The sequence below is a fragment of the Aurantibacter crassamenti genome, assembly GCF_016811105.1.
Lineage (GTDB): Bacteria > Bacteroidota > Bacteroidia > Flavobacteriales > Flavobacteriaceae > Aurantibacter_A > Aurantibacter_A crassamenti.
Genome location: NZ_JAFBGM010000001.1, coordinates 1073077 through 1091569, shown reverse-complemented (window position 1 = coordinate 1091569; position 18493 = coordinate 1073077). Strand labels below are relative to the sequence as shown.

16 protein-coding genes are annotated in these 18493 nt (G+C 34.2%); 5 read left to right on the top strand and 11 right to left on the bottom strand.

Annotated elements, in window-relative coordinates; genetic code table 11:
* The first annotated feature begins 97 nt into the window (after positions 1–97).
* Genes JQC67_RS04535 through JQC67_RS04525 form a run of 3 tightly spaced genes read left to right on the top strand, consistent with a single transcriptional unit; the run spans position 98 to position 3393 of the window.
* Entirely contained in the window at positions 98–1816 is a 1719-nt protein-coding gene (locus JQC67_RS04535; RefSeq protein WP_203251669.1) for a GMC oxidoreductase, read from the top strand.
* Positions 1816–2463 carry a gluconate 2-dehydrogenase subunit 3 family protein gene (locus JQC67_RS04530; protein ID WP_203251668.1) on the top strand — a complete coding sequence of 216 codons (648 nt, stop codon included), beginning with the start codon at positions 1816–1818 and terminating at the stop codon, positions 2461–2463. Before JQC67_RS04535 ends, JQC67_RS04530 begins: the two co-directional genes overlap by 1 nt.
* Positions 2464–2475: 12 nt before the next feature.
* Entirely contained in the window at positions 2476–3393 is a 918-nt protein-coding gene (locus JQC67_RS04525; protein ID WP_203251667.1) for a hydroxypyruvate isomerase family protein, read from the top strand.
* A gap of 70 nt (positions 3394–3463) precedes the next feature.
* Here JQC67_RS04525 and JQC67_RS04520 read toward each other — a convergent pair whose 3' ends face one another.
* Positions 3464–4948, bottom strand: a complete 1485-nt coding sequence (locus JQC67_RS04520) for a vanadium-dependent haloperoxidase (protein WP_203251666.1) — start codon at positions 4946–4948, stop codon at positions 3464–3466.
* A 229-nt stretch (positions 4949–5177) separates the two neighbouring features.
* Between JQC67_RS04520 and JQC67_RS04515 the strand changes: the two genes are divergently transcribed.
* Positions 5178–5858 carry a LytR/AlgR family response regulator transcription factor gene (locus tag JQC67_RS04515; protein WP_203251665.1) on the top strand — a complete coding sequence of 227 codons (681 nt, stop codon included), beginning with the start codon at positions 5178–5180 and terminating at the stop codon, positions 5856–5858.
* Here the strand turns inward: JQC67_RS04515 and JQC67_RS04510 are convergent.
* Positions 5833–8475, bottom strand: coding sequence for an ATP-binding protein (locus tag JQC67_RS04510; RefSeq protein ID WP_203251664.1), 2643 nt, complete (start codon positions 8473–8475; stop codon positions 5833–5835). The two genes, JQC67_RS04515 and JQC67_RS04510, sit on opposite strands and share 26 nt — an antisense overlap.
* 203 nt (positions 8476–8678) lie before the next feature.
* Between JQC67_RS04510 and JQC67_RS04505 the strand changes: the two genes are divergently transcribed.
* Entirely contained in the window at positions 8679–9836 is a 1158-nt protein-coding gene (locus JQC67_RS04505; RefSeq protein ID WP_203251663.1) for a hypothetical protein, read from the top strand.
* Between the two features lie 7 nt (positions 9837–9843).
* On the opposite strand, the gene JQC67_RS04500 is transcribed toward JQC67_RS04505, so the two are convergent.
* From JQC67_RS04500 to JQC67_RS04460, 9 genes are all read right to left on the bottom strand, one after another.
* Positions 9844–10515, bottom strand: coding sequence for a GNAT family N-acetyltransferase (locus JQC67_RS04500; RefSeq protein WP_203251662.1), 672 nt, complete (start codon positions 10513–10515; stop codon positions 9844–9846).
* Positions 10512–10865: a hypothetical protein gene (locus JQC67_RS04495; RefSeq protein ID WP_203251661.1), complete on the bottom strand. Its 354-nt coding sequence runs from the start codon at positions 10863–10865 to the stop codon at positions 10512–10514. Before JQC67_RS04495 ends, JQC67_RS04500 begins: the two co-directional genes overlap by 4 nt.
* Positions 10866–10971: 106 nt before the next feature.
* A complete protein-coding gene (locus JQC67_RS04490; RefSeq protein ID WP_203251660.1) occupies positions 10972–12339 on the bottom strand; it encodes a TrpB-like pyridoxal phosphate-dependent enzyme in 1368 nt (455 codons plus the stop codon).
* 689 nt (positions 12340–13028) lie between these two features.
* Positions 13029–14978: an autotransporter outer membrane beta-barrel domain-containing protein gene (locus tag JQC67_RS04485; protein WP_203251659.1), complete on the bottom strand. Its 1950-nt coding sequence runs from the start codon at positions 14976–14978 to the stop codon at positions 13029–13031.
* A 56-nt stretch (positions 14979–15034) separates the two neighbouring features.
* The gene (locus JQC67_RS04480) at positions 15035–15514 is read right to left on the bottom strand and encodes a T9SS type A sorting domain-containing protein (RefSeq protein ID WP_203251658.1); all 480 of its coding nucleotides are present in this window, start codon (positions 15512–15514) and stop codon (positions 15035–15037) included.
* Between the two features lie 196 nt (positions 15515–15710).
* Entirely contained in the window at positions 15711–16634 is a 924-nt protein-coding gene (locus JQC67_RS04475; RefSeq protein ID WP_203251657.1) for a class I SAM-dependent methyltransferase, read from the bottom strand.
* A gap of 10 nt (positions 16635–16644) precedes the next feature.
* Positions 16645–16869 (bottom strand): hypothetical protein, encoded by a 225-nt coding sequence (locus JQC67_RS04470; RefSeq protein WP_203251656.1) that lies wholly within the window; start codon positions 16867–16869, stop codon positions 16645–16647.
* A gap of 348 nt (positions 16870–17217) precedes the next feature.
* Positions 17218–17433: a hypothetical protein gene (locus JQC67_RS04465; RefSeq protein ID WP_203251655.1), complete on the bottom strand. Its 216-nt coding sequence runs from the start codon at positions 17431–17433 to the stop codon at positions 17218–17220.
* Positions 17434–17741: 308 nt separating this feature from the next.
* Positions 17742–18086 (bottom strand): hypothetical protein, encoded by a 345-nt coding sequence (locus tag JQC67_RS04460; RefSeq protein ID WP_203251654.1) that lies wholly within the window; start codon positions 18084–18086, stop codon positions 17742–17744.
* Positions 18087–18493 lie beyond the last annotated feature (407 nt).

Below are 18493 nucleotides of genomic sequence, written 5' to 3'. Positions count from 1 at the left end.
TGCATTTAACGGTTTGTCGACTATTCAAAAGAGTTCAGGTTTAAATGTAGAAATTTAATTTAATATTTAATAAATTTAGACGATAAACAATTTATACATGAGTAAATTCTATTATAACGAAGAACAGGAGTCTTACGATGCAATTGTTGTTGGAACTGGAATTAGTGGTGGCTGGGCTGCGAAAGAATTGTGTGAGAACGGTTTAAAAACGTTAGTCTTAGAACGGGGCCGAATGGTTAAACATCGTGATGACTATGAAACCGCCAACAAAGACCCATGGGATTTTCCTAATGCCGGGCAGCCAACGAAAGAAATTATTGCAAAGCAACCAAAACAAAATAGAACGGGCTATACCACAAGTCAAGCGAACCACATGTGGTTCGTTAATGATTTAGAGCACCCTTATAATGAAATAAAACGTTTCGATTGGATGCGTGGTTATCACCTTGGTGGCCGCTCATTACAGTGGGGTAGACATAGCTATCGCTGGAGCGATATTGACTTCACTGCAAATAAAAACGATGGTATTGCCGTAGATTGGCCAGTACGTTATAAAGATATCGCGCCTTGGTACGATAAAGTAGAAACCTATATTGGAGTAACAGGTGAAAAACTCGGGCTAAAGCAGTTGCCAGATGGCCAATTCGAACCCATGATGCCTCATAATTGTGTTGAAAAACATTTTAGAGAGCATGTTAGTGAAAAATTAGATGGTCGAGTTGTCACTGTTGGGCGTACCGCTCATATTAATAGTGACAAACAATTTGATGGTGATGGTAGAACAAGGTGTCAATATCGAAACAGATGCATAAGAGGTTGTCCTTTCGGGGCGTACTTCAGCAGTTTGTCATCTACCTTACCAGCAGCTGAAGCAACCGGCAATATGACTCTTCGACCTGATTCTATCGTTCACGAAGTTATTTATGATGCCGACACCAAAAAAGCAACAGGCGTCAAAGTTATCGATAGGCTAACTAAAGAAACCTTTGAATTCAAGGCGAAAGTTATTTTTTTATGTGCATCGGCAATCGCTTCAACTTCAATTTTGATGCAATCGAAATCTGATCGCTTTCCGAATGGTATGGGCAATGATTCAGGGCAACTTGGTCAAAATTTAATGGATCATCATTTCCGAGTAGGAGCCAGTGGTAAATTCGATGGTTTCCACGACAAATATTATTCGGGCAGAAAACCAAACGGCGTTTATATTCCACGTTTTAGAAATATTGGCGGAAAAAGCAATCGAAAGGATTACATCCGTGGATTTGGATATCAAGGTGCTGCCAATAGAGGTAACTGGGAAGACTCGGTTGCTGAATTAGGTTACGGATCAGATTTGAAAAAAGCAATTCTTGAACCTGGTGGATGGAGTTTGGGACTAACTGGTTTTGGTGAGGTACTACCTTATGAAGACAATCGCTTTACATTAGATTATGACAAGAAAGATCAATGGGGACTGCCAACTGTTACATTCGATGCCGAGTTCAAAGAAAATGAATGGAATATGCGTAAAGACATGAAACAGTCTGCTGTAGACATGTTAGAGGCAGCTGGTTTCAAAGACATTACGCCATACGATAATCCTGGTGCACTTGGTCTTGGTATTCATGAAATGGGTACTGCACGAATGGGTCGCAATAGAAAAACCTCAGTTTTAAATGGCAATAATGCCGTACATGATGTACCGAATGTTTATGTCACCGATGGATCATTTATGACTTCAGCGGCATGTGTAAACCCATCATTGACATATATGGCTTTCACCGCCAGAGCTGCTAACCACGCAGTCGAACAACTTAAAAAAGGAAATATATAATGGATAGAAGAAAAGCACTCAAAAATATGGGCGCGGCTTTAGGTTATACCGTCGCCACCCCTACTTTATTAAGCCTAGTTCAAAGCTGTAAAGGTGAAAATGCTGTTACTTGGACACCTGATTTTTTATCAGCAGAGCAAGGTTCAGCAGTGACCAAATTGGTTGATATAATTCTTCCGGCTACAGACACTCCTTCTGCATCAGAACTGCAAGTTCATATTTTTATCGATAAATTTTCGAATGAAGTATTAGATAAAGAAGAGCAAGATTTCTTCAGAATGTCTATGGATAAATTTCTAGCTAAAGCTTTAAATAATTCTGGTAAAGAAAAAGCTAGCAATTTAGGCTCCGAAGATTTAGAAGCAATATTAGCTAGTTCTTTAAAAATATCTAAGGAACAACTAACTCAGAACGAAGAAGCTATTTCAGAATACAAAAAGACTGTATCCGAAGGTGGTAGCGCCGAATTAAATGATGATACAGCTGCATATGCTTTTGCAAGCAATTTACGAGGAACCACTATATGGGGTTATAAAACGTCTGAATATGTTGGTGAAAAAGTATTAAAATATCTTCCAATTCCAGGTGGGTATGTTGCCTGCGGAGATCTTCAAGAATTAACAGGCGGTAAAGCTTGGTCATTATAACCCTAACTAAAAATGAAAAGAAGAAGCTTTATTCAAAAAACTGCACTTACTACTGGTGCTATTTCCGTTAGTAGTGGAGTTTTTGCAAATCCTCATAGCGCAGAAACTATTGCTCCGCACAAATTCAATTTAAAATATGCGCCACATTTAGGCATGTTTAAAAATCTAGCTGGTGAAGACCCTATTGATCAAATTAATTTCATGGCTGATCAAGGGTTCACTGCTTTTGAAGATAATGGAATGATGAAACGCGATATTGCTATGCAAACCAAAATGGGTGAGACTTTAGCAAAACGCGGAATGACAATGGGTGTTTTTGTAATTGATAAAGGCGGTAATATGGCAAATACGCTTGCTGCCGGAAAACAAGAATATATTGATATCTTTTTAGATGGATGCAAAAAAGCTGTTGAAACTGCCAAACGTGTAAATGCTAAATGGATGACTGTTGTGCCAGGAGGTTTTGAAAGAAAACTACCTATTGGCGTACAAGATGGTAATGTAATTGAAGCTTTAAAAAGAGGAGCTGAAATACTAGAACCGCACGGTTTGGTGATGGTACTTGAACCGCTTTCAGATTCACCTGATTTATACTTACAAAATTCGGATCAGACGTATATGATTTGCAAAGGTGTAGACAGCCCATCATGCAAAATTCTTTTTGACATCTATCATATGCAAAAAACCGAGGGACATTTAATTCATAATATGGATTTAACTTGGGACGAAGTTGCATACATACAAATTGGCGATAACCCAGGTAGAAAAGAACCTACCACGGGTGAAATCAATTACAAGAATGTTTTCAAGTGGATTCATGAAAAAGGTTTCAATGGTGTTCTAGGTATGGAGCATGGAAACTCTAAAGAAGGTAAAAAAGGTGAACAGGCAGTTATTGATGCGTATAAGCATGAAGACGCTTTTATGTAAATAAATTTAAATTTCTATTAATAAGGAAACAGCTTCAATAAGAAGCTGTTTCCTTATTAATATTATGATTTTAATTACCGGTTTCCCCCAATAGTTTTAAATATTTTTTATAGTTATGATGAGCTATTTTACGGCCAAGTTCTAAACCTTCTAAATTATCAGCCTGTATATGATAACCACCCATAACTCTCGATATTCCTGCCATTTCAGCTGTTTGAGTAAATGTAGGAAACTTAAGCACTACTGGTTTACCTAAGTTTTTAGGCTCTGTAAGCGCGCCAGGAATTAGCTCTACTTCTACACCAAACTCTTCTGCACCAGTAAACAATTTCAAGGCTTCGGCGCAGCCTCCACTTATTGTACTATGACCAGATACATAACTCGGAAATGGAGGACATAAAAAAGAATCAGGAGAATAAGGTCTCCACTCTTCCCCTTTCATTTGTACCATTCCACTTTCAGGGCCACCCCAAGCATATATAACCTGATCTTGATAATATTTATGAACAAGAGCATAAGGTCGCGCGAAATCATAAAACATTTTAGAATCCCAACATGCTATAAATCCATCCATTGCTACGGATTCTACTAAAAAATACATTTTTACGTCTTGATCCAATGTATGTTCATCTCTTAATGAAACGTCTTGAGCAAATTTAAGCCAATGCCCGGCCTGCTGTACGGATTTCGGCCCGTCTCTCATAAATTCTACTAAAGCTTTATTTTCTGGTGTAAGAGTGGTTTGTAAATCAATTACTTGCTTCACCTCTTTTTCCAATTGTTCAGAACCAATCATTGGTGGTGGTCCGGGTCTAAACTGATTGGCAGATTCTAAAAAAAGTGGTTGTACTTCTTGCCAATAAGGTGTCAAACAACCAGGATCATATTTAGAACCATTCTCGTCGATAAAGTATTTTGGCTGCCATCTATTGATATCGATATTGGTATCAACGTCATTAACTGGTGTATAGCCACTATAATCAAAATAGGGCTGACCATTAGAACCAGGCACCTCTCCATATTGATTTGAACCATCATTTTTGCGTATGTTGATAACCCATTGTGCTGCCAAATTTCCGATACCTTCTGGTGTGTTAGGATTTATCGAAGTATTATCTGGATCAAGACCCAGTGCTAACATCTTATTCTTAAACATTGTGCTGTCCGAAAAATAGTATTCTCTCAATGCTCCGTATGCAGCATAACTAATAGCAATTTCCTTATTTTTTAATGTCATTTCACTTTTGGGGCGGCGTTCGACCTCTTTAAGATAAACTGGAGTGGCATTTTCATCAAATCGCGTCCAGGCATCGAATATAGCCGTGAAGATTAATGCTAGATAGCGCGAAGTTATTGTTGGTCTAGGCTTAAACCTATCGGTATCATTAGCCGTTGCCTCTAATGCAATATAGCCCCATTGATAAGCAACGTTATCTTTTCCTTTAGGCTCTACTTTTGTAGCTATATTTAATTGTTTTCGATTAACTTCCCTAGCCGATATAGGAAGAATATAAAATAATGAGCAAAAAAACAATACTATAATATTTATTTTCATTACAACTATAATTTAGTTTTCAATGATATACATTTATACTATAATAAAGTCAGGCATTACATGAAATTATCTTATGGGTTGATGAAACGTTTATTTTGTTAGATGAACCAATAAATTTAGATAAAAACTTAACCAAAAGATTGTGCTCATTAAAACACTTTCTAAAGGTATTTTTAAATAGATGTCCTTATTGTAAAAAATAAATTATAGTTGTAATGAACATAAAAAGATGAATTGCCTTATTGTAGATGATGACCCTTTAATTTGTGATTTGTTGGAGCACTTTTGTAGTAAAGTCGACGGAGTGAACAACGTTACTATTGCTATGTCTGGTTTTGAAGCTGTAAACTTTATTAATAGTGCTCGTTATGATATTGTGCTTCTTGATTTTGATCTTCCAGACATCACAGGTAAAGATATTTTAAACGTTATTACCACACATTCAGCTGTAATTATGGTGACTTCTCACAGCGATTTTGCTTCAGATTCTTATAATTATGAACAAGTGGTAGACTACTTAGTTAAACCCATTGATTTTTCCCGATTTTTTAAAGGAATTCAAAAAGCCCAAAATTATCTTTCCAAAAGTGTTCAATTTGAATCTAGGTTATTTGTTAAAGAGGGTAATAAGTTGGTAAAAATAAAATTTGAAGAGGTAAAGTATTTCAAATCTGAAGCCAATTACATTGCAATTGTAACAGAATATAAAAAATTACTTACGTTAATGACATTGAAAGATCTTGAACCTCAATTACCTAGTTTTTTTCAAAAAGTTCATCGCTCTTACATTGTTAACCTAAACAAAGTTGATGTAATAAATAATCGTTCAATTGAAATTGATAAAGACCATATTCCTGTAAGCCAGCGTTACGAAAATGAACTGTTTAAAAAGATTGACCGGTTGAATTGAAATATTTCTCACTTCGAATACAACAAAGATAATATGAGAAAATATTGATTATTGCTTGCTGATCTTCAATTTTTAGAGCGTTTATGTTATTCGGTAATATTTCCCCGAGTTCTGTCAATTTCATAATCTTGATATGCGCAATCAACTTGTGCAAGATAGCATCCCATTCTTTTTGATCTTTTGACGAAATGGCATTCTTAATACGATAAAGATATGTAGTGAACTCTTCTTGAAGTAATAAAAGCACCTTACCAATCTTATCTTGATTTTTATCATAATTTTTGTAAATCATTGAAAATACAGGAGCATTATACTCATTACTTCCCAAAATTCTATATACCGTATCTTTAAAAACGTCTATATCAAAAGGTTTTTGAAAATGAATAGTGCTAATTGGATCCATTATTTCTGACTCTAATGCAGAAACCAAAATAAGCGGACATTTAATTTTCTTTAACTCTATAAATTCAGTAAGTATAGGCAATATGCTCCCCCCTTCTAACATTAAGTCACTTATTATAAGATCTGGAGGGTCATTCTCTACCACACGTATAGCTTTTTCCACATTATTTGTGTGATTTAATGAAATACAATCATCATTTAAAACGTAACTCATTAGATCAATGGTTGATGAATCATCTTCAATGTATAAAACGCTATACACAGTTTTCAATTGCGGAAAATAAGTTTTGCTCGCAATTTTAAAATCGACTTTTGATTCTTTAGAAATTATTAAAGGGATTAGTACTTCAAAAGTAGAGCCTTCATTTTTTCTACTTAAAGCTTTTAAGGTTCCTCCAAATAACTCTGTTAATTGTTTTACTATCGAAAGTCCTAATCCGTAACTTCCATATCTTCCAGAAAGGTCTTCTTTTTCACGAAAAAATCTTTCATTTATTCTTGCAAGGTTATCTGAATGTACTCCAATACCAGTATCTACTACTTTAATCTGCAATGCTTCGGTTTTATGTAAAACTATTTTAGCCTGTAAACTAATACTACCTACTTTAGTATATTTAATAGCATTTACAACCAGATTAGTAACAATTTGCGATAATCTTAAGGGATCTGTCATGTAACTTTTTGCACTAATTTCTTTATCTACCTCAAGATTGAAGATCAGACCTTTCTGTATTGCCTCATATTCATAACTAGCATGAACATCTTTTAAAAGTTCTTTTATATTAGTAGATTGATACGATATTTGTAGTTTACCCTCTACTAACTTTTGATGATCCAATACGTCATACACTAATCCAGCTAAATTATTTGCACTTCTTTCAAGCGAATTGATAATGGGCGACTCAAGTTCTTTGGGCGATTGTTTTTTAAGTAATTGTGTAAGTCCTAAAATGGTGTTAAGTGGTGTTCGCATTTCATGACTCATGTTCTGTAAAAACTCCTCTCGTTGATTTTTAGCATATTGTTCTTTCTGCAGAGCAGTATTTAATGCCGAAACATTCATATCAATTTTCGATTTCATTCTCGAAAATGTATTTGCCAAAATTCCTATTTCATCTTTACGATTTACCGGTAACCCTATATCTTCAGAGCCCCCCTTGTCATAATTATCAATGGCCTTAGTTACCTGTTTAATTTTCTTTGAAAAAATATTTGTAAACAAATATGAAACTATTAGTGAAAAGATACAGACTAAAAATAAGGTCTTCAAACTATAGATACGAACGGCCTTGGCACTTTGTAGTAGTACGTTTTGCTCAATTAATGAAATTAAATAGATGTTTCTTTTACCTTGAAAATATTTTAATTGTTTTACATTACTTAAATAGACATTACCAATTGTGTTTTTAATATCTCCAAAATAATTTTCTGAAGAAAATATTTTTTTTTTGGATATGGTAAAATCCTTAAAAAAATTATGTCCAGTTTTGGTCTGTAGACCAAATCGTATTTTAGTCTCTGGTGCATATAAATATTGCCCTGTACCATCTACAAGTAATTGTTGAGATTCTGTTCCTGATATTTTCTCTAACGTATTAAATAGTGAGCTTAAATCGACATTGATAATTAAAATGCCCATAATCTTTCCATCGATATCAAAAACAGGACTTGCAGTTCTTAAGGTTGGAGTTGGTGGATTACTAATAACCCCATATTCTTCGTTTAGATTTATCTTAGAGAAATACAGTTCACCTTTGTTTATTTTAATGGTTTCCTTAAAATAAACAAGATTTCCTTTCTGTTGTAATGTTTTGGGTTCGAATATTTCTCCATTTTTTTTATCGAAGCGGATAATTTCTTGACCGTTATTTTTAACACCTATCAATCGTATCTGAAAATATGACTTCTTATTTTCAAGTGTATTACGAAAAAGTTCATTGATGTCTGCAATTGTTTTTACGGAAGGAGAATGTATATAATTTTTTAGCGTAGGACTAGATGCTAAAATTCCCATATCGTTAGAAACTTCACTTAACAAAGCAAAAAACGCCTGTTCAGCAAGCTCAGACGCATTCATGACTCGGTCTTGGGCATAAGAAACAATGACACTAGAAGCTTTTCTAAATACTAAATATCCAGTCAAAAGAATGCAAAATACGAGCAAACCTGTGAAGAAAAGTGCGAAACGACTAACTATGGAATACCTAAATTTCATTGGTCAACAACTAGTAATAGAAAAATATACCAATTTAGGTTTTATTTGAACCGTAAGCAAAAGAAGTAAAAAGTGTACTGTAAGAAAGAATACCCATCAATCAAAATTTAGATTTCATCAGTTAGTGCCCATCATTCGTGGATTAAATAATTTTTATGTCTGGTTAATGAATAGTATTGTGAAACTCAAAATCATACCGATATATGCTCCACTCCAAATTCAAATTTTTAATAGTAGTAGTTCTATTTGCATTATTTTTCTTAAACCAAGTCACAGCTCAAGGCTGTGTTGCAATTCGACATTTTTCATCATGTGTTGGCAATAGTCTTGAAAATAATCTTTTAAATACTGGGGACATACAAATTGGTATGAACTACAGGTATTTTAAGTCTTTTCGACATTTTAGAGGTTCAGAAGAAGAACCCGATAGAATTACTAACAACAGTGAAGTAATCAATAATTCGCACGCTTGGGATTATTTTATAACTTATGGTATTACTAATAGGGTTTACACTAGTGTGACGATACCTACAGTTATAAATACAAGGTCTTCGCTTTATGAGCACGGTAGAGAAGAACGTAATACTACTTTTTCTAGAGGACTGGGTGATGTTCGTTTGGGAGTAGGTTATTGGTTGTTAGACTTGGAAAATCATCCTAACGGGAATTTAGCTTTAGGATTAGGAGTAAAATTACCTACAGGTAACTTTAATGCTTCGGATATATTCTACAATGTAGGCCCAAATGAAGAACCACAAGTACGGCCTGTAGACCAATCAATTCAACCAGGTGATGGTGGTTTTGGACTAACTTTAGACTTACAGTTCTACCATAAAATAGTCTCCAACTTATTTGTCTATAGTAGTGGTTTCTACTTAATAAATCCAAGAGAAACAAATGGCATTCGAACCTTTCGAGAAACGCTCAACCCTATTCTACAAAATGAGGCTATAATGGCCGTACCTGACCAATATTCTGTACGACTAGGATTAAGTTATAGTTTGTCTAATACGATATCAACTTCTTTAGGGTCTCGTTTCGACTGTGTTCCAGTTAAAGATTTAATAGGAGGTAATGAAGGCTTTAGAAGACCAGGAAACGTAATTTCAATTGACCCAGGTATTGGATATATGAAAGGAAATTTATCATTAAATTTAAACATCCCTTTAGCATTTCATAGAAATAGACCTCAAAGCATTACAGACAGGCAGACCGAATTACTTACAGGAGAACCTAGAAACGGTGATGCTGCTTTTGCTGATTATGTAATAAATTTTGCGGTTTCTTACCGAATCTCTAACAACAAAATAAAAATAGACCCATCTCTACAAGAACAATTTAAAAAGAAAGTACAAAAATAAACCTTTCTTATCCCTTCGTTATTTTGGCTAATTTTTTCTTTGAAAACGAAATAACCTTTCTAGGCGTAACACCTTTTAAAAAATCTACAGTTTTTCGGGTTTTATGCTTGGTTCTTTCCCAGTTTAGACTCTCTCCTTTTCTCAGTAAATCATAAGAATACAATAAACTTTTCTCTCCTTTGAATTGATACTTATAATCATACTCTCCCCATAAAAGATGAAACTTTTTACCTCCTTTTTCAAGAAAATGTTTGATGGTCAAATAAAGGTTTACTTGACCCAAGCGATAATAATCATATGCAGGGTCATGTGATATGATATGAAAATACAATTGAGTACCTACTACTGTATTAATAATAACAGAAGCCACCTTGTTTTCTACAATTATTCGAGAAACAAAACCATGTGCTTTAACACGTTCAATCATTCGTCTATTCATTTCAGCATTCAAAAGTGAGACCTTACCTTTTTTCTTCATTCTTTGTTGATTCAAATCAAAAGCCTTTTCTATTATCTCTACAGGTACATTTTCTTTCTCATAGAAACTGACATTAAAATCAGAGAAATCTCTTTTTAACCTATTTATAGAACTATTTATATTTCGCTTAATGTTCTTACCAAGAACGGCACGGTATGAAGGTAAATCTTGGGGTAAATCAATAATATAATCATCATTCATTTCTGTAGTATACGAACTAAACTCCTTTGAATTAATATTAGAGTATTGCTTTTGAAATGAAATTTTACGAAGACAGTTTTACTGAACAAGTTTATCACCGAATCATCAATATCACATAATTGATTAATTACCTCAATCTTGTTCTTATTCGTGCCAAACAAAATAACATCGGTAACTTCTTCTTTTTCATTTAGAACTGAGAAAGTGAATTTTTTCTGTTCCCCATAACTTATATTACCAAAATCAGCAACAGCATAAGAACTCTCATAAAGCCTTTCTAATTCAGGTAATGATTGATTTACTTGATAAGGTTCAAGTAAATATTTTGATGTTTTTAAATAATTCCCCATAATACATATCAAGTTTTAATTAATATCACGGGGAACTATCTTAAGGGGAACTATATCATACGGGGAACAATTTTATTAATACTTTTTTATTTACACTACGCTTGTTCTAACTCGGAATTTCAGGTGTATTTAATCGTGCGATTGACGCATTAATTTCTTCTTGTGATAATTCGTGTTTTACAATTTTACCATCAAAATAATCATCATATGCTTTCATATCAAAATTACCATGACCGCATAAGTTGAAAAGAATTGTTTTAGAAACACCTTCTTCTTTACATTTTTTGGCTTCAGCAATGACAGTTGCGATACCATGAGTTGCTTCTGGGGCAGGTATAATGCCTTCCGTTCTAGCAAAAAGCACCCCCGCTTCAAAAACTTCTAAATTATCATGCGCTACAGCTTCTATTAATTTATCCTTTAATAATTGACTAACAATTACCCCTGCACCATGATAGCGTAATCCACCTGCATGTATAGGCGCCGGAACAAAATCATGACCTAAAGTATACATAGGTAATAAAGGTGTCATGCCACCTGTATCGCCAAAATCATATCTAAATACACCTCTTGTCAGTTTTGGGCACGAAGTGGGTTCACTGGCAATACAACGAATGTTTTTGCCTTCTTCTAAATTCATTCGCAAAAACGGAAACGCTAGGCCAGCAAAATTTGAACCACCACCAAAAGGAGCAATTACAATATCAGGCATATCGCCTGCCTTTTCCATTTGCTTTATTGCTTCTTGACCAATAATGGTCTGATGCAATTTTACATGGTTTAAAACACTGCCCAGAGCGTACTTCGTATCTTCTCTTTGTGCAGCCATTTCTACAGCCTCTGATATAGCAATACCTAATGAACCAGGACTATCAGGATTTTCAGCTAATATTTTTCTACCTGCTTCAGTTAAATTAGTCGGAGAAGCAAAAACATTTGCACCCCATGCATTCATCATTGATTTTCGATATGGTTTATGGTGATATGAAAGTTTCACCATATAAACATCGCATTCTATTCCAAAATGCTGACAAGCAAAACTCAAAGCACTACCCCATTGCCCAGCACCAGTTTCTGTTGTAATACGTTTTACGCCTTCTTGCTTGCTGTAAAACGCTTGCGGAACTGCTGTATTCGGTTTATGAGAACCTGACGGACTTACACCTTCATATTTGTAATAAATCTTAGCAGGTGTGTCTAACGCCTTTTCTAGTCCATAAGCTCTATACAAAGGAGTGGGTCGCCATAGTGAATATAAATGTCGAACCTCATCTGGAATAGTTATCCACTTTTCAGTACTGACTTCTTGTTCAATTAACGCCATAGGAAACAATGGCGCTAATGCTTCTGGCCCTATTGGTTCAAGCGTACCCGGATTTAAAGGAGGTAATGGCTTGTTGGGCATGTCAGCAACTATATTATACCAATTCTCAGGAATATCATGTTCTTCAAGGATAAACTTTCTTGTTTTCATTTTTCTTCTATTAAATAAGTAATTCAGATATAAATGGTTCTGATAGTAATTTACCTCAAAAAATAAAAAAATATGCAATTCAACGAGTGATTTTTACATCAAAATACCTTTTATCGAATTTATTGACCGTTTTCGACATACGACATACTAACGAGATAAGATACATCTGAAATCGTCCGTTGTGTATCTGTAACCTCTTATACTATTCGATATGACCCCTTATCTATTATTAACCGTTTATGTATTATTACTTTTTGTTGGAAGAATGTATTACCGTAATTTTTCGAAATCCCAATCGAAAAATAACTCGCAATTACGAGAAGCTTAAAAACATAAAATATCGTTAAAAAGCACATTTTTCCGTTTTAGTGTAATTTTGATAAACTATTTTCGTTACTTATACGTATATAGTTTATCAAATTACACCTAAACATGGACAATTATCTAGTTATTTTAATGATTTACATCGCTGCCTATATGTTTTCTTTAGTGCTGCGCCCTTACCTTAAAAAGTAATTTTAAGGCTTAAATCATTTATTATTGTTCTTAAATACACTAAATATTTAAGAAAATTTATTTGTTTACCACTACTTGCATGAAGTTTGTCCGCTTCAATTTTTATTTGCCTCCTCTATTTTTTATTATTTTTTTAATCAAGCTTATTTAGAAAGGCGCTGCTCTTTTACTTGTTACTCTTTATATATTACAAAAGAAAAATGTTTGCCTAATGGTGCAGCATTAGTGTCAAAAGTAAATACTGCCATATAGCCGCTATTTATACCAGAAGTAATAAAGCCTGGTTCTCCACCAAGTATTGTAGCCACCGCTGTGGTTGCATTTGCAAAACTTTCCCCAGGTATGCTTAACGCATATTGCCCATTCCCAAATACTTGTACCGTAAAATTACCGCTACCACTACTAATGGCACCTGAAGCTCTTATAACACCATACGCCAAAGGAATCATATTAGCATTTCCAGTACTGGAACTATGTAGCTCTCCAGAAGTTTTTACATCACCATTTACATCTAATTTAGCACTTGGATTTACAGTACCAATGCCTACATCACCATTAGCCACTACAGTTAATTTCGGTGTAGCTGCTGTAACCAGGTGCACTTTGCCAGTACTATTTGAAGTGCCAGTACCAAAATCCATATCCTTATTTCCTGAGTAAACTCCAGAATACCCAATATATCCTTCAGATGTATAGTAACTTAACCAATTTCTTGCGCCTGCACTTTCTAGTTTTAATAAATTATTTTGGCCATTACTATTTACATGCAAATTCACATCTGGATTATCTGTACCTATTCCTACATTACCGCCATTAAAATAAATATCTCCACCATTGTCATTCCAAAGCGCACCGCCCCCACCACCAGTTTCATCTGTACCTGCAACCCAATTACCTAGGGCAGCATCCCATTTTGCTACTTGTCCGTCTACTGTGCCAACAAGACCATCAACAATACCATCATCGCCCACTAACAGTCCGTGCCGGGTTGTTCTATTAAAATAATCTTTTAAATCAACGCTTCCCGTTCCATTTTCTATAGTCAAAACATCATCGGTAAGCACAAGATTCTGATTGTCGGTACCACCCGGTGGAACGATAGGTGCTAAATCTATGGTTGAGCCATCACTTATCGTCAATTCTGTGCCACTCAAGCTTATATCTTGTATTTCGTTATTCGGATCCGCATCTGCATCATCACCTGCATATGCACTCAAATCAACAGAACCAATACCATTTTCAATAGTCAAGACATCACCGGTTAATATCAGATTTTGATTATCTGTACCGCCCGGTGATACAATTGGTGCTAAATCAATTGTAGATCCATTACTTAAACTTAATTCCGTCCCACTTAAACTAATATCCTGTATTTCATTTGTTGGGTCAGCATCAGCATCAATTACACCGCCTGTTGACAGTTCATCAATTGCAGCTTGAGCTGTAGTTGCTGCCAAACCTGAAGTAGAATTATCATAGGCAACCTCAGCTGCATTTTGGTCATCGGTACCTCCTCCGCTTTCGCCAAGTTTACCATCAACATATGTTTTTATTGCTTTTTGAGTAGGCACAATATTATCACTGTTACCACCTAAAGTAATATCTGTAGAAAACTCATTTATTGCTGCGCCATTTAATAATGAAAAATCTTTTGAGGCATAAAGCGACCCCGTTATAAAAACATTACCCTCATTTTTATTCTCTATATCATTACCTGCAATATGCCACTGATTATCAGCAGAACTTAACGCATGTGGTACGGCCATCAATTCGGTGGTTCCAATTTCATTGCCGTTAATAGAAACAGTTGCATAAGTTGCAAATGCACCCCAAGGTAAATCACTATAATTACCGATGAGGGTGTTTCCATTACCAATCAATAAACTAAAAACACCATTAGCATCTGTTGTTAAACTATGAGACTCTTCATATGAGGTCTCTGACGTTTCTCCAAATTTTAACTTGACCCCAATAATCATTGGTTCACCACTCATTAAGGCGCCATCGGCATTTCGAGCAACACCCTGGTAGTTGATAAATTTCTTTTGGGCTTCTTGACCGATAGCCATCGCACCAAAAAGCATTGTAATTAATAAAATAATTGAAGTGTAGACTTGTTTCATGATTCTTAGCTTTTACCCCTTCTGACTTCCGTATTTAGAAGAACTCATTTGGGCGGTTATCTTTTTATGACTTTAAATAATTTTTCTTCTAGTTCGTTTTCGATGGTCAACTTTAGTATATACACGCCTTGAGCCAAATGGCTAACATCAATTTTATGCTGAATTTGGGTTGATTCTACTTTTTTCTTGAGTGCCATTTTACCATTAACAGCAAACATTGTTATGCCGTAAACAGCATTATTATTTGTTTGAATATTTAGCTCATTTATCATAGGATTCGGATAAATCACTATTCCGGCGAGTTCTTCAACAGCAGTTATAGGTTCAACAAATAATGAGCCTGCCCAAAAACCTTGATCTATTGATTCGTTTTTGCTGACAAACCCTACTATTGGTTCGCCTATTGTAAAACTGATTGTATAATTGTTGTTCGATAATTCAATACCACCATTACTGGCTGTACTCTTTGCCATTGTCTGCGCAATAATCAAATTGGTAGTTATTAAAAAGACGAAAGTGAGTAGTAGTTTCATCATAATGTGTATTTATTTTCTCTTTCATGTTAGAAAAGAAAAAAGGTTAACACTATATAAAAAAATGATTCTGATAATAAAGATTGACCTTAATTTATTGCCATTAAAAAAGCCAAAAAGAAGTAAAACACCCTCCTTTTTGGCTTAGCGAACGAACCAATTAATTTTTCTAATTTACCATGTATATGGTTCCGTTATATTATTCAATTTTAAGATGTAAAAACAAATTTACAGCTAGTTTTTCCTGACCAACTTTTATTTGGCTATTTAAAAAACCTGCTTCTTTGGCTAATTCTTTTAATTGCTTTTCTGTTCTGTGGATAAGATGCCAATCACCCATAATTTCCATATAATTTCTACTCGGATTATTATCAAGATTGAAATTCCCAACGATTATTTCGCCACCAGGCAACAACCAGTTTTTGAATCGACTTAGCAAAAGTAAAAATGCACGATCATTCATATAATCAAAAAGCCCGGCTGTCCATATTACATCAAACTTCTGGCTATTTTCATATCTAAAAATATTGCTATGCACAAATTCAAGAGAATCTAAATAATCTGTATTCAAACCTCTTGAATAGGCTATTGCGTAATCATCAATTTCAACACAGGTAGTTTGAACGGATTTGCCATTAGGAAGATTCATATACATCTCTAACAGTTCCCTTCCCGGACCGCTCACAACATTGAGTAGTTTTAGATTTGAATTTTCAGCACTCTTACTAGTCATGAACTTTTTAAAATATTCTTTTCGATTTCTAACAGCACATGGTGCCGATTGCTTTTGAAAATAATCGTCCCATATTCGATACCTAGTATTTCGTGTTTTGTAACCTGTATAAATTTTATCAAGCAACATAAAGTCACCAGGGTAACCATACGGTTTTCGAAGGCCATGGCCCTGTAATGTTTCTGCCAAAAAATTCTTATCAAAACAGGTGCTAATTTCTAAAATATCTGAATTTTGAATGGTACCATTTTGTAATTCTTGACCTACTTCTAACAATAAATCATTTAGCTTATCAAAGCGGTCGTTGCTCCAGTTTCCTTTTTTTACGAAACGTTTTAAAGTTTCCAAAAGAATTTCCGATCTATCTTTTTTATGTAGTATTGCTAGCATGACTTAGAGTTTAATTATTATTAAAATTTTTAAATCTGAAAATCTCTATTGCGTCAATTTCAAATGCCTTTTTTAAATCACGTACCATTTTATGTGTAACATAGCCAATAAGTAGCACAACTTCAGTACTCGCAAAAAACCAAGAATTTATGCCTGCTGTAATTTTAGCTAAGGGTTCAACAAATAATAGTGTAGTATTTAATAGTAATATTACAAGTATAACAGATGTTTTCATAGCTTTAGAATTAAGGTTATTTATTAGTTTTATTTCAATTCAAAATCAAATTTAGGCAGGTTAAAAAGCTTAAAAACGCAATAGATGATAATACGGCGTACACAAAAAAAGTCTTCATTTTCACCATGATTTATGAATTAATGTTCTCAATTAAAAAAGGTTAACACTCGGGGGAAAGAATTTAAAAATACCTTGTAACAATACAGACACAAAGTAAATACAAGATGCTCTTTTATGCTCTTAATTTGTATGAATGGTAATAGATATTGTATTGTTGGTTTAACAAAACCTTCACACTTTACCAATACATCAATTTTAAGAACAATTGACTGTTCGTTTTATTTAAAATCACTTATTACGAACTGGTAATTTAGAAACTGCCAAAATTGAATCGGATTCAACTTCATTATAAATTTCGTCTATATCAAAACAAACTTCTGGGTTGGTAACACATGTTGCCAAACATAATTCCGGGTTTCTCTCGCAACCTTCAGGATCATTACATGCTATTAAATTTGACAATAAGCCGGTAACAAAAAATGTTAGAATAATTCTTGTTTTCATAATTGAATAATTTAGATTAATATTTAATTTAACTTAAGACCATCAAACGTTAATACTTGTTATTACTAAAGTGCACTCTTACTAAATGCGCTCAATCACATGTTTTTTATAATTCGCAGTTTCTAATTGACTGCACTTTAATCGTAGGGCACAGTTTGGAGGAAAGAATCTAAATTTAGCTTTTAACTATACATAAACAATTTAAATACAAGGTTTTAGAAGACAACTCTAAATTGTATGAATGGATAATAAAATTGTATCGTCGGCAAGCGAACAGTTGTAAAAATGCTAAAACTAAAGCACACGCATTAGCTATTACAATCTTCACTATCAATTTCAGCTTTTGCCTCATTTATCTCTTGATCAAATTCACTTCTATTGGCTGTAGGTACACAATCATAGATATTTTCTAAAGCATCTAAATACGCTTTAGCTGCATTTTTATAATCTGCGCAAGTTGACACATTAGGATTTTCGTTATATGCTGTTGCGGCGGCTGACCATACTTGCAATTCATTTGTATATTGTGCAGCCCAATTGCCATCGTAACAATTGCCAAGTGGATTTAATGGATTGTCCTTACTACAACCAAATGTTAACATTAAAGCTAATGTACACCCAACAAGTAGCGTTTGTCTTTTGATACCTTTCATGATTATTATTATTTAGTTAAACAATTAATTTTAATAGTATTTCTTTCTCAGAAAGACTTAACAAACATTAATGTTAGAAAACTATAATTAGGTTAACATTTTAAATAAATAATTTTTCACTATAAAAATGGGTATCCCGAAAAATTAGAGAATTAAAAGTTTAATTGGAGTTTGAAACTATTGATTTGTAGTTCGATAATGAACAAAAAAAAGTCGAATTTAAAATTCGACTACCTATTAAATAAGTTGATTTTTTAAATGATACCGCCAAGCCGTACGGCCTTTCTGATGCATCGATTTCGATATACCTCAAATGGTGCTGACTTAGGTAGTTCCCCCGAAACCTATAATCGAACAAACACCAAAACAAACAAGTTTGGTTTGGCGCCCATAATGTGGCAATTCAT

What these genes read in the sequence shown, in the direction of transcription:
- JQC67_RS04535 (WP_203251669.1), top strand. Translation starts at nt 98, where the DNA reads ATGAGTAAATTCTATTATAACGAAGAACAGGAGTCTTACGATGCAATT.
- JQC67_RS04530 (WP_203251668.1), top strand. Translation starts at nt 1,816, where the DNA reads ATGGATAGAAGAAAAGCACTCAAAAATATGGGCGCGGCTTTAGGTTAT.
- JQC67_RS04525 (WP_203251667.1), top strand. Translation starts at nt 2,476, where the DNA reads ATGAAAAGAAGAAGCTTTATTCAAAAAACTGCACTTACTACTGGTGCT.
- JQC67_RS04520 (WP_203251666.1), bottom strand. Translation starts at nt 4,948, where the DNA reads ATGAAAATAAATATTATAGTATTGTTTTTTTGCTCATTATTTTATATT.
- JQC67_RS04515 (WP_203251665.1), top strand. Translation starts at nt 5,178, where the DNA reads ATGAATTGCCTTATTGTAGATGATGACCCTTTAATTTGTGATTTGTTG.
- JQC67_RS04510 (WP_203251664.1), bottom strand. Translation starts at nt 8,475, where the DNA reads ATGAAATTTAGGTATTCCATAGTTAGTCGTTTCGCACTTTTCTTCACA.
- JQC67_RS04505 (WP_203251663.1), top strand. Translation starts at nt 8,679, where the DNA reads ATGCTCCACTCCAAATTCAAATTTTTAATAGTAGTAGTTCTATTTGCA.
- JQC67_RS04500 (WP_203251662.1), bottom strand. Translation starts at nt 10,515, where the DNA reads ATGAATGATGATTATATTATTGATTTACCCCAAGATTTACCTTCATAC.
- JQC67_RS04495 (WP_203251661.1), bottom strand. Translation starts at nt 10,865, where the DNA reads ATGGGGAATTATTTAAAAACATCAAAATATTTACTTGAACCTTATCAA.
- JQC67_RS04490 (WP_203251660.1), bottom strand. Translation starts at nt 12,339, where the DNA reads ATGAAAACAAGAAAGTTTATCCTTGAAGAACATGATATTCCTGAGAAT.
- JQC67_RS04485 (WP_203251659.1), bottom strand. Translation starts at nt 14,978, where the DNA reads ATGAAACAAGTCTACACTTCAATTATTTTATTAATTACAATGCTTTTT.
- JQC67_RS04480 (WP_203251658.1), bottom strand. Translation starts at nt 15,514, where the DNA reads ATGATGAAACTACTACTCACTTTCGTCTTTTTAATAACTACCAATTTG.
- JQC67_RS04475 (WP_203251657.1), bottom strand. Translation starts at nt 16,634, where the DNA reads ATGCTAGCAATACTACATAAAAAAGATAGATCGGAAATTCTTTTGGAA.
- JQC67_RS04470 (WP_203251656.1), bottom strand. Translation starts at nt 16,869, where the DNA reads ATGAAAACATCTGTTATACTTGTAATATTACTATTAAATACTACACTA.
- JQC67_RS04465 (WP_203251655.1), bottom strand. Translation starts at nt 17,433, where the DNA reads ATGAAAACAAGAATTATTCTAACATTTTTTGTTACCGGCTTATTGTCA.
- JQC67_RS04460 (WP_203251654.1), bottom strand. Translation starts at nt 18,086, where the DNA reads ATGAAAGGTATCAAAAGACAAACGCTACTTGTTGGGTGTACATTAGCT.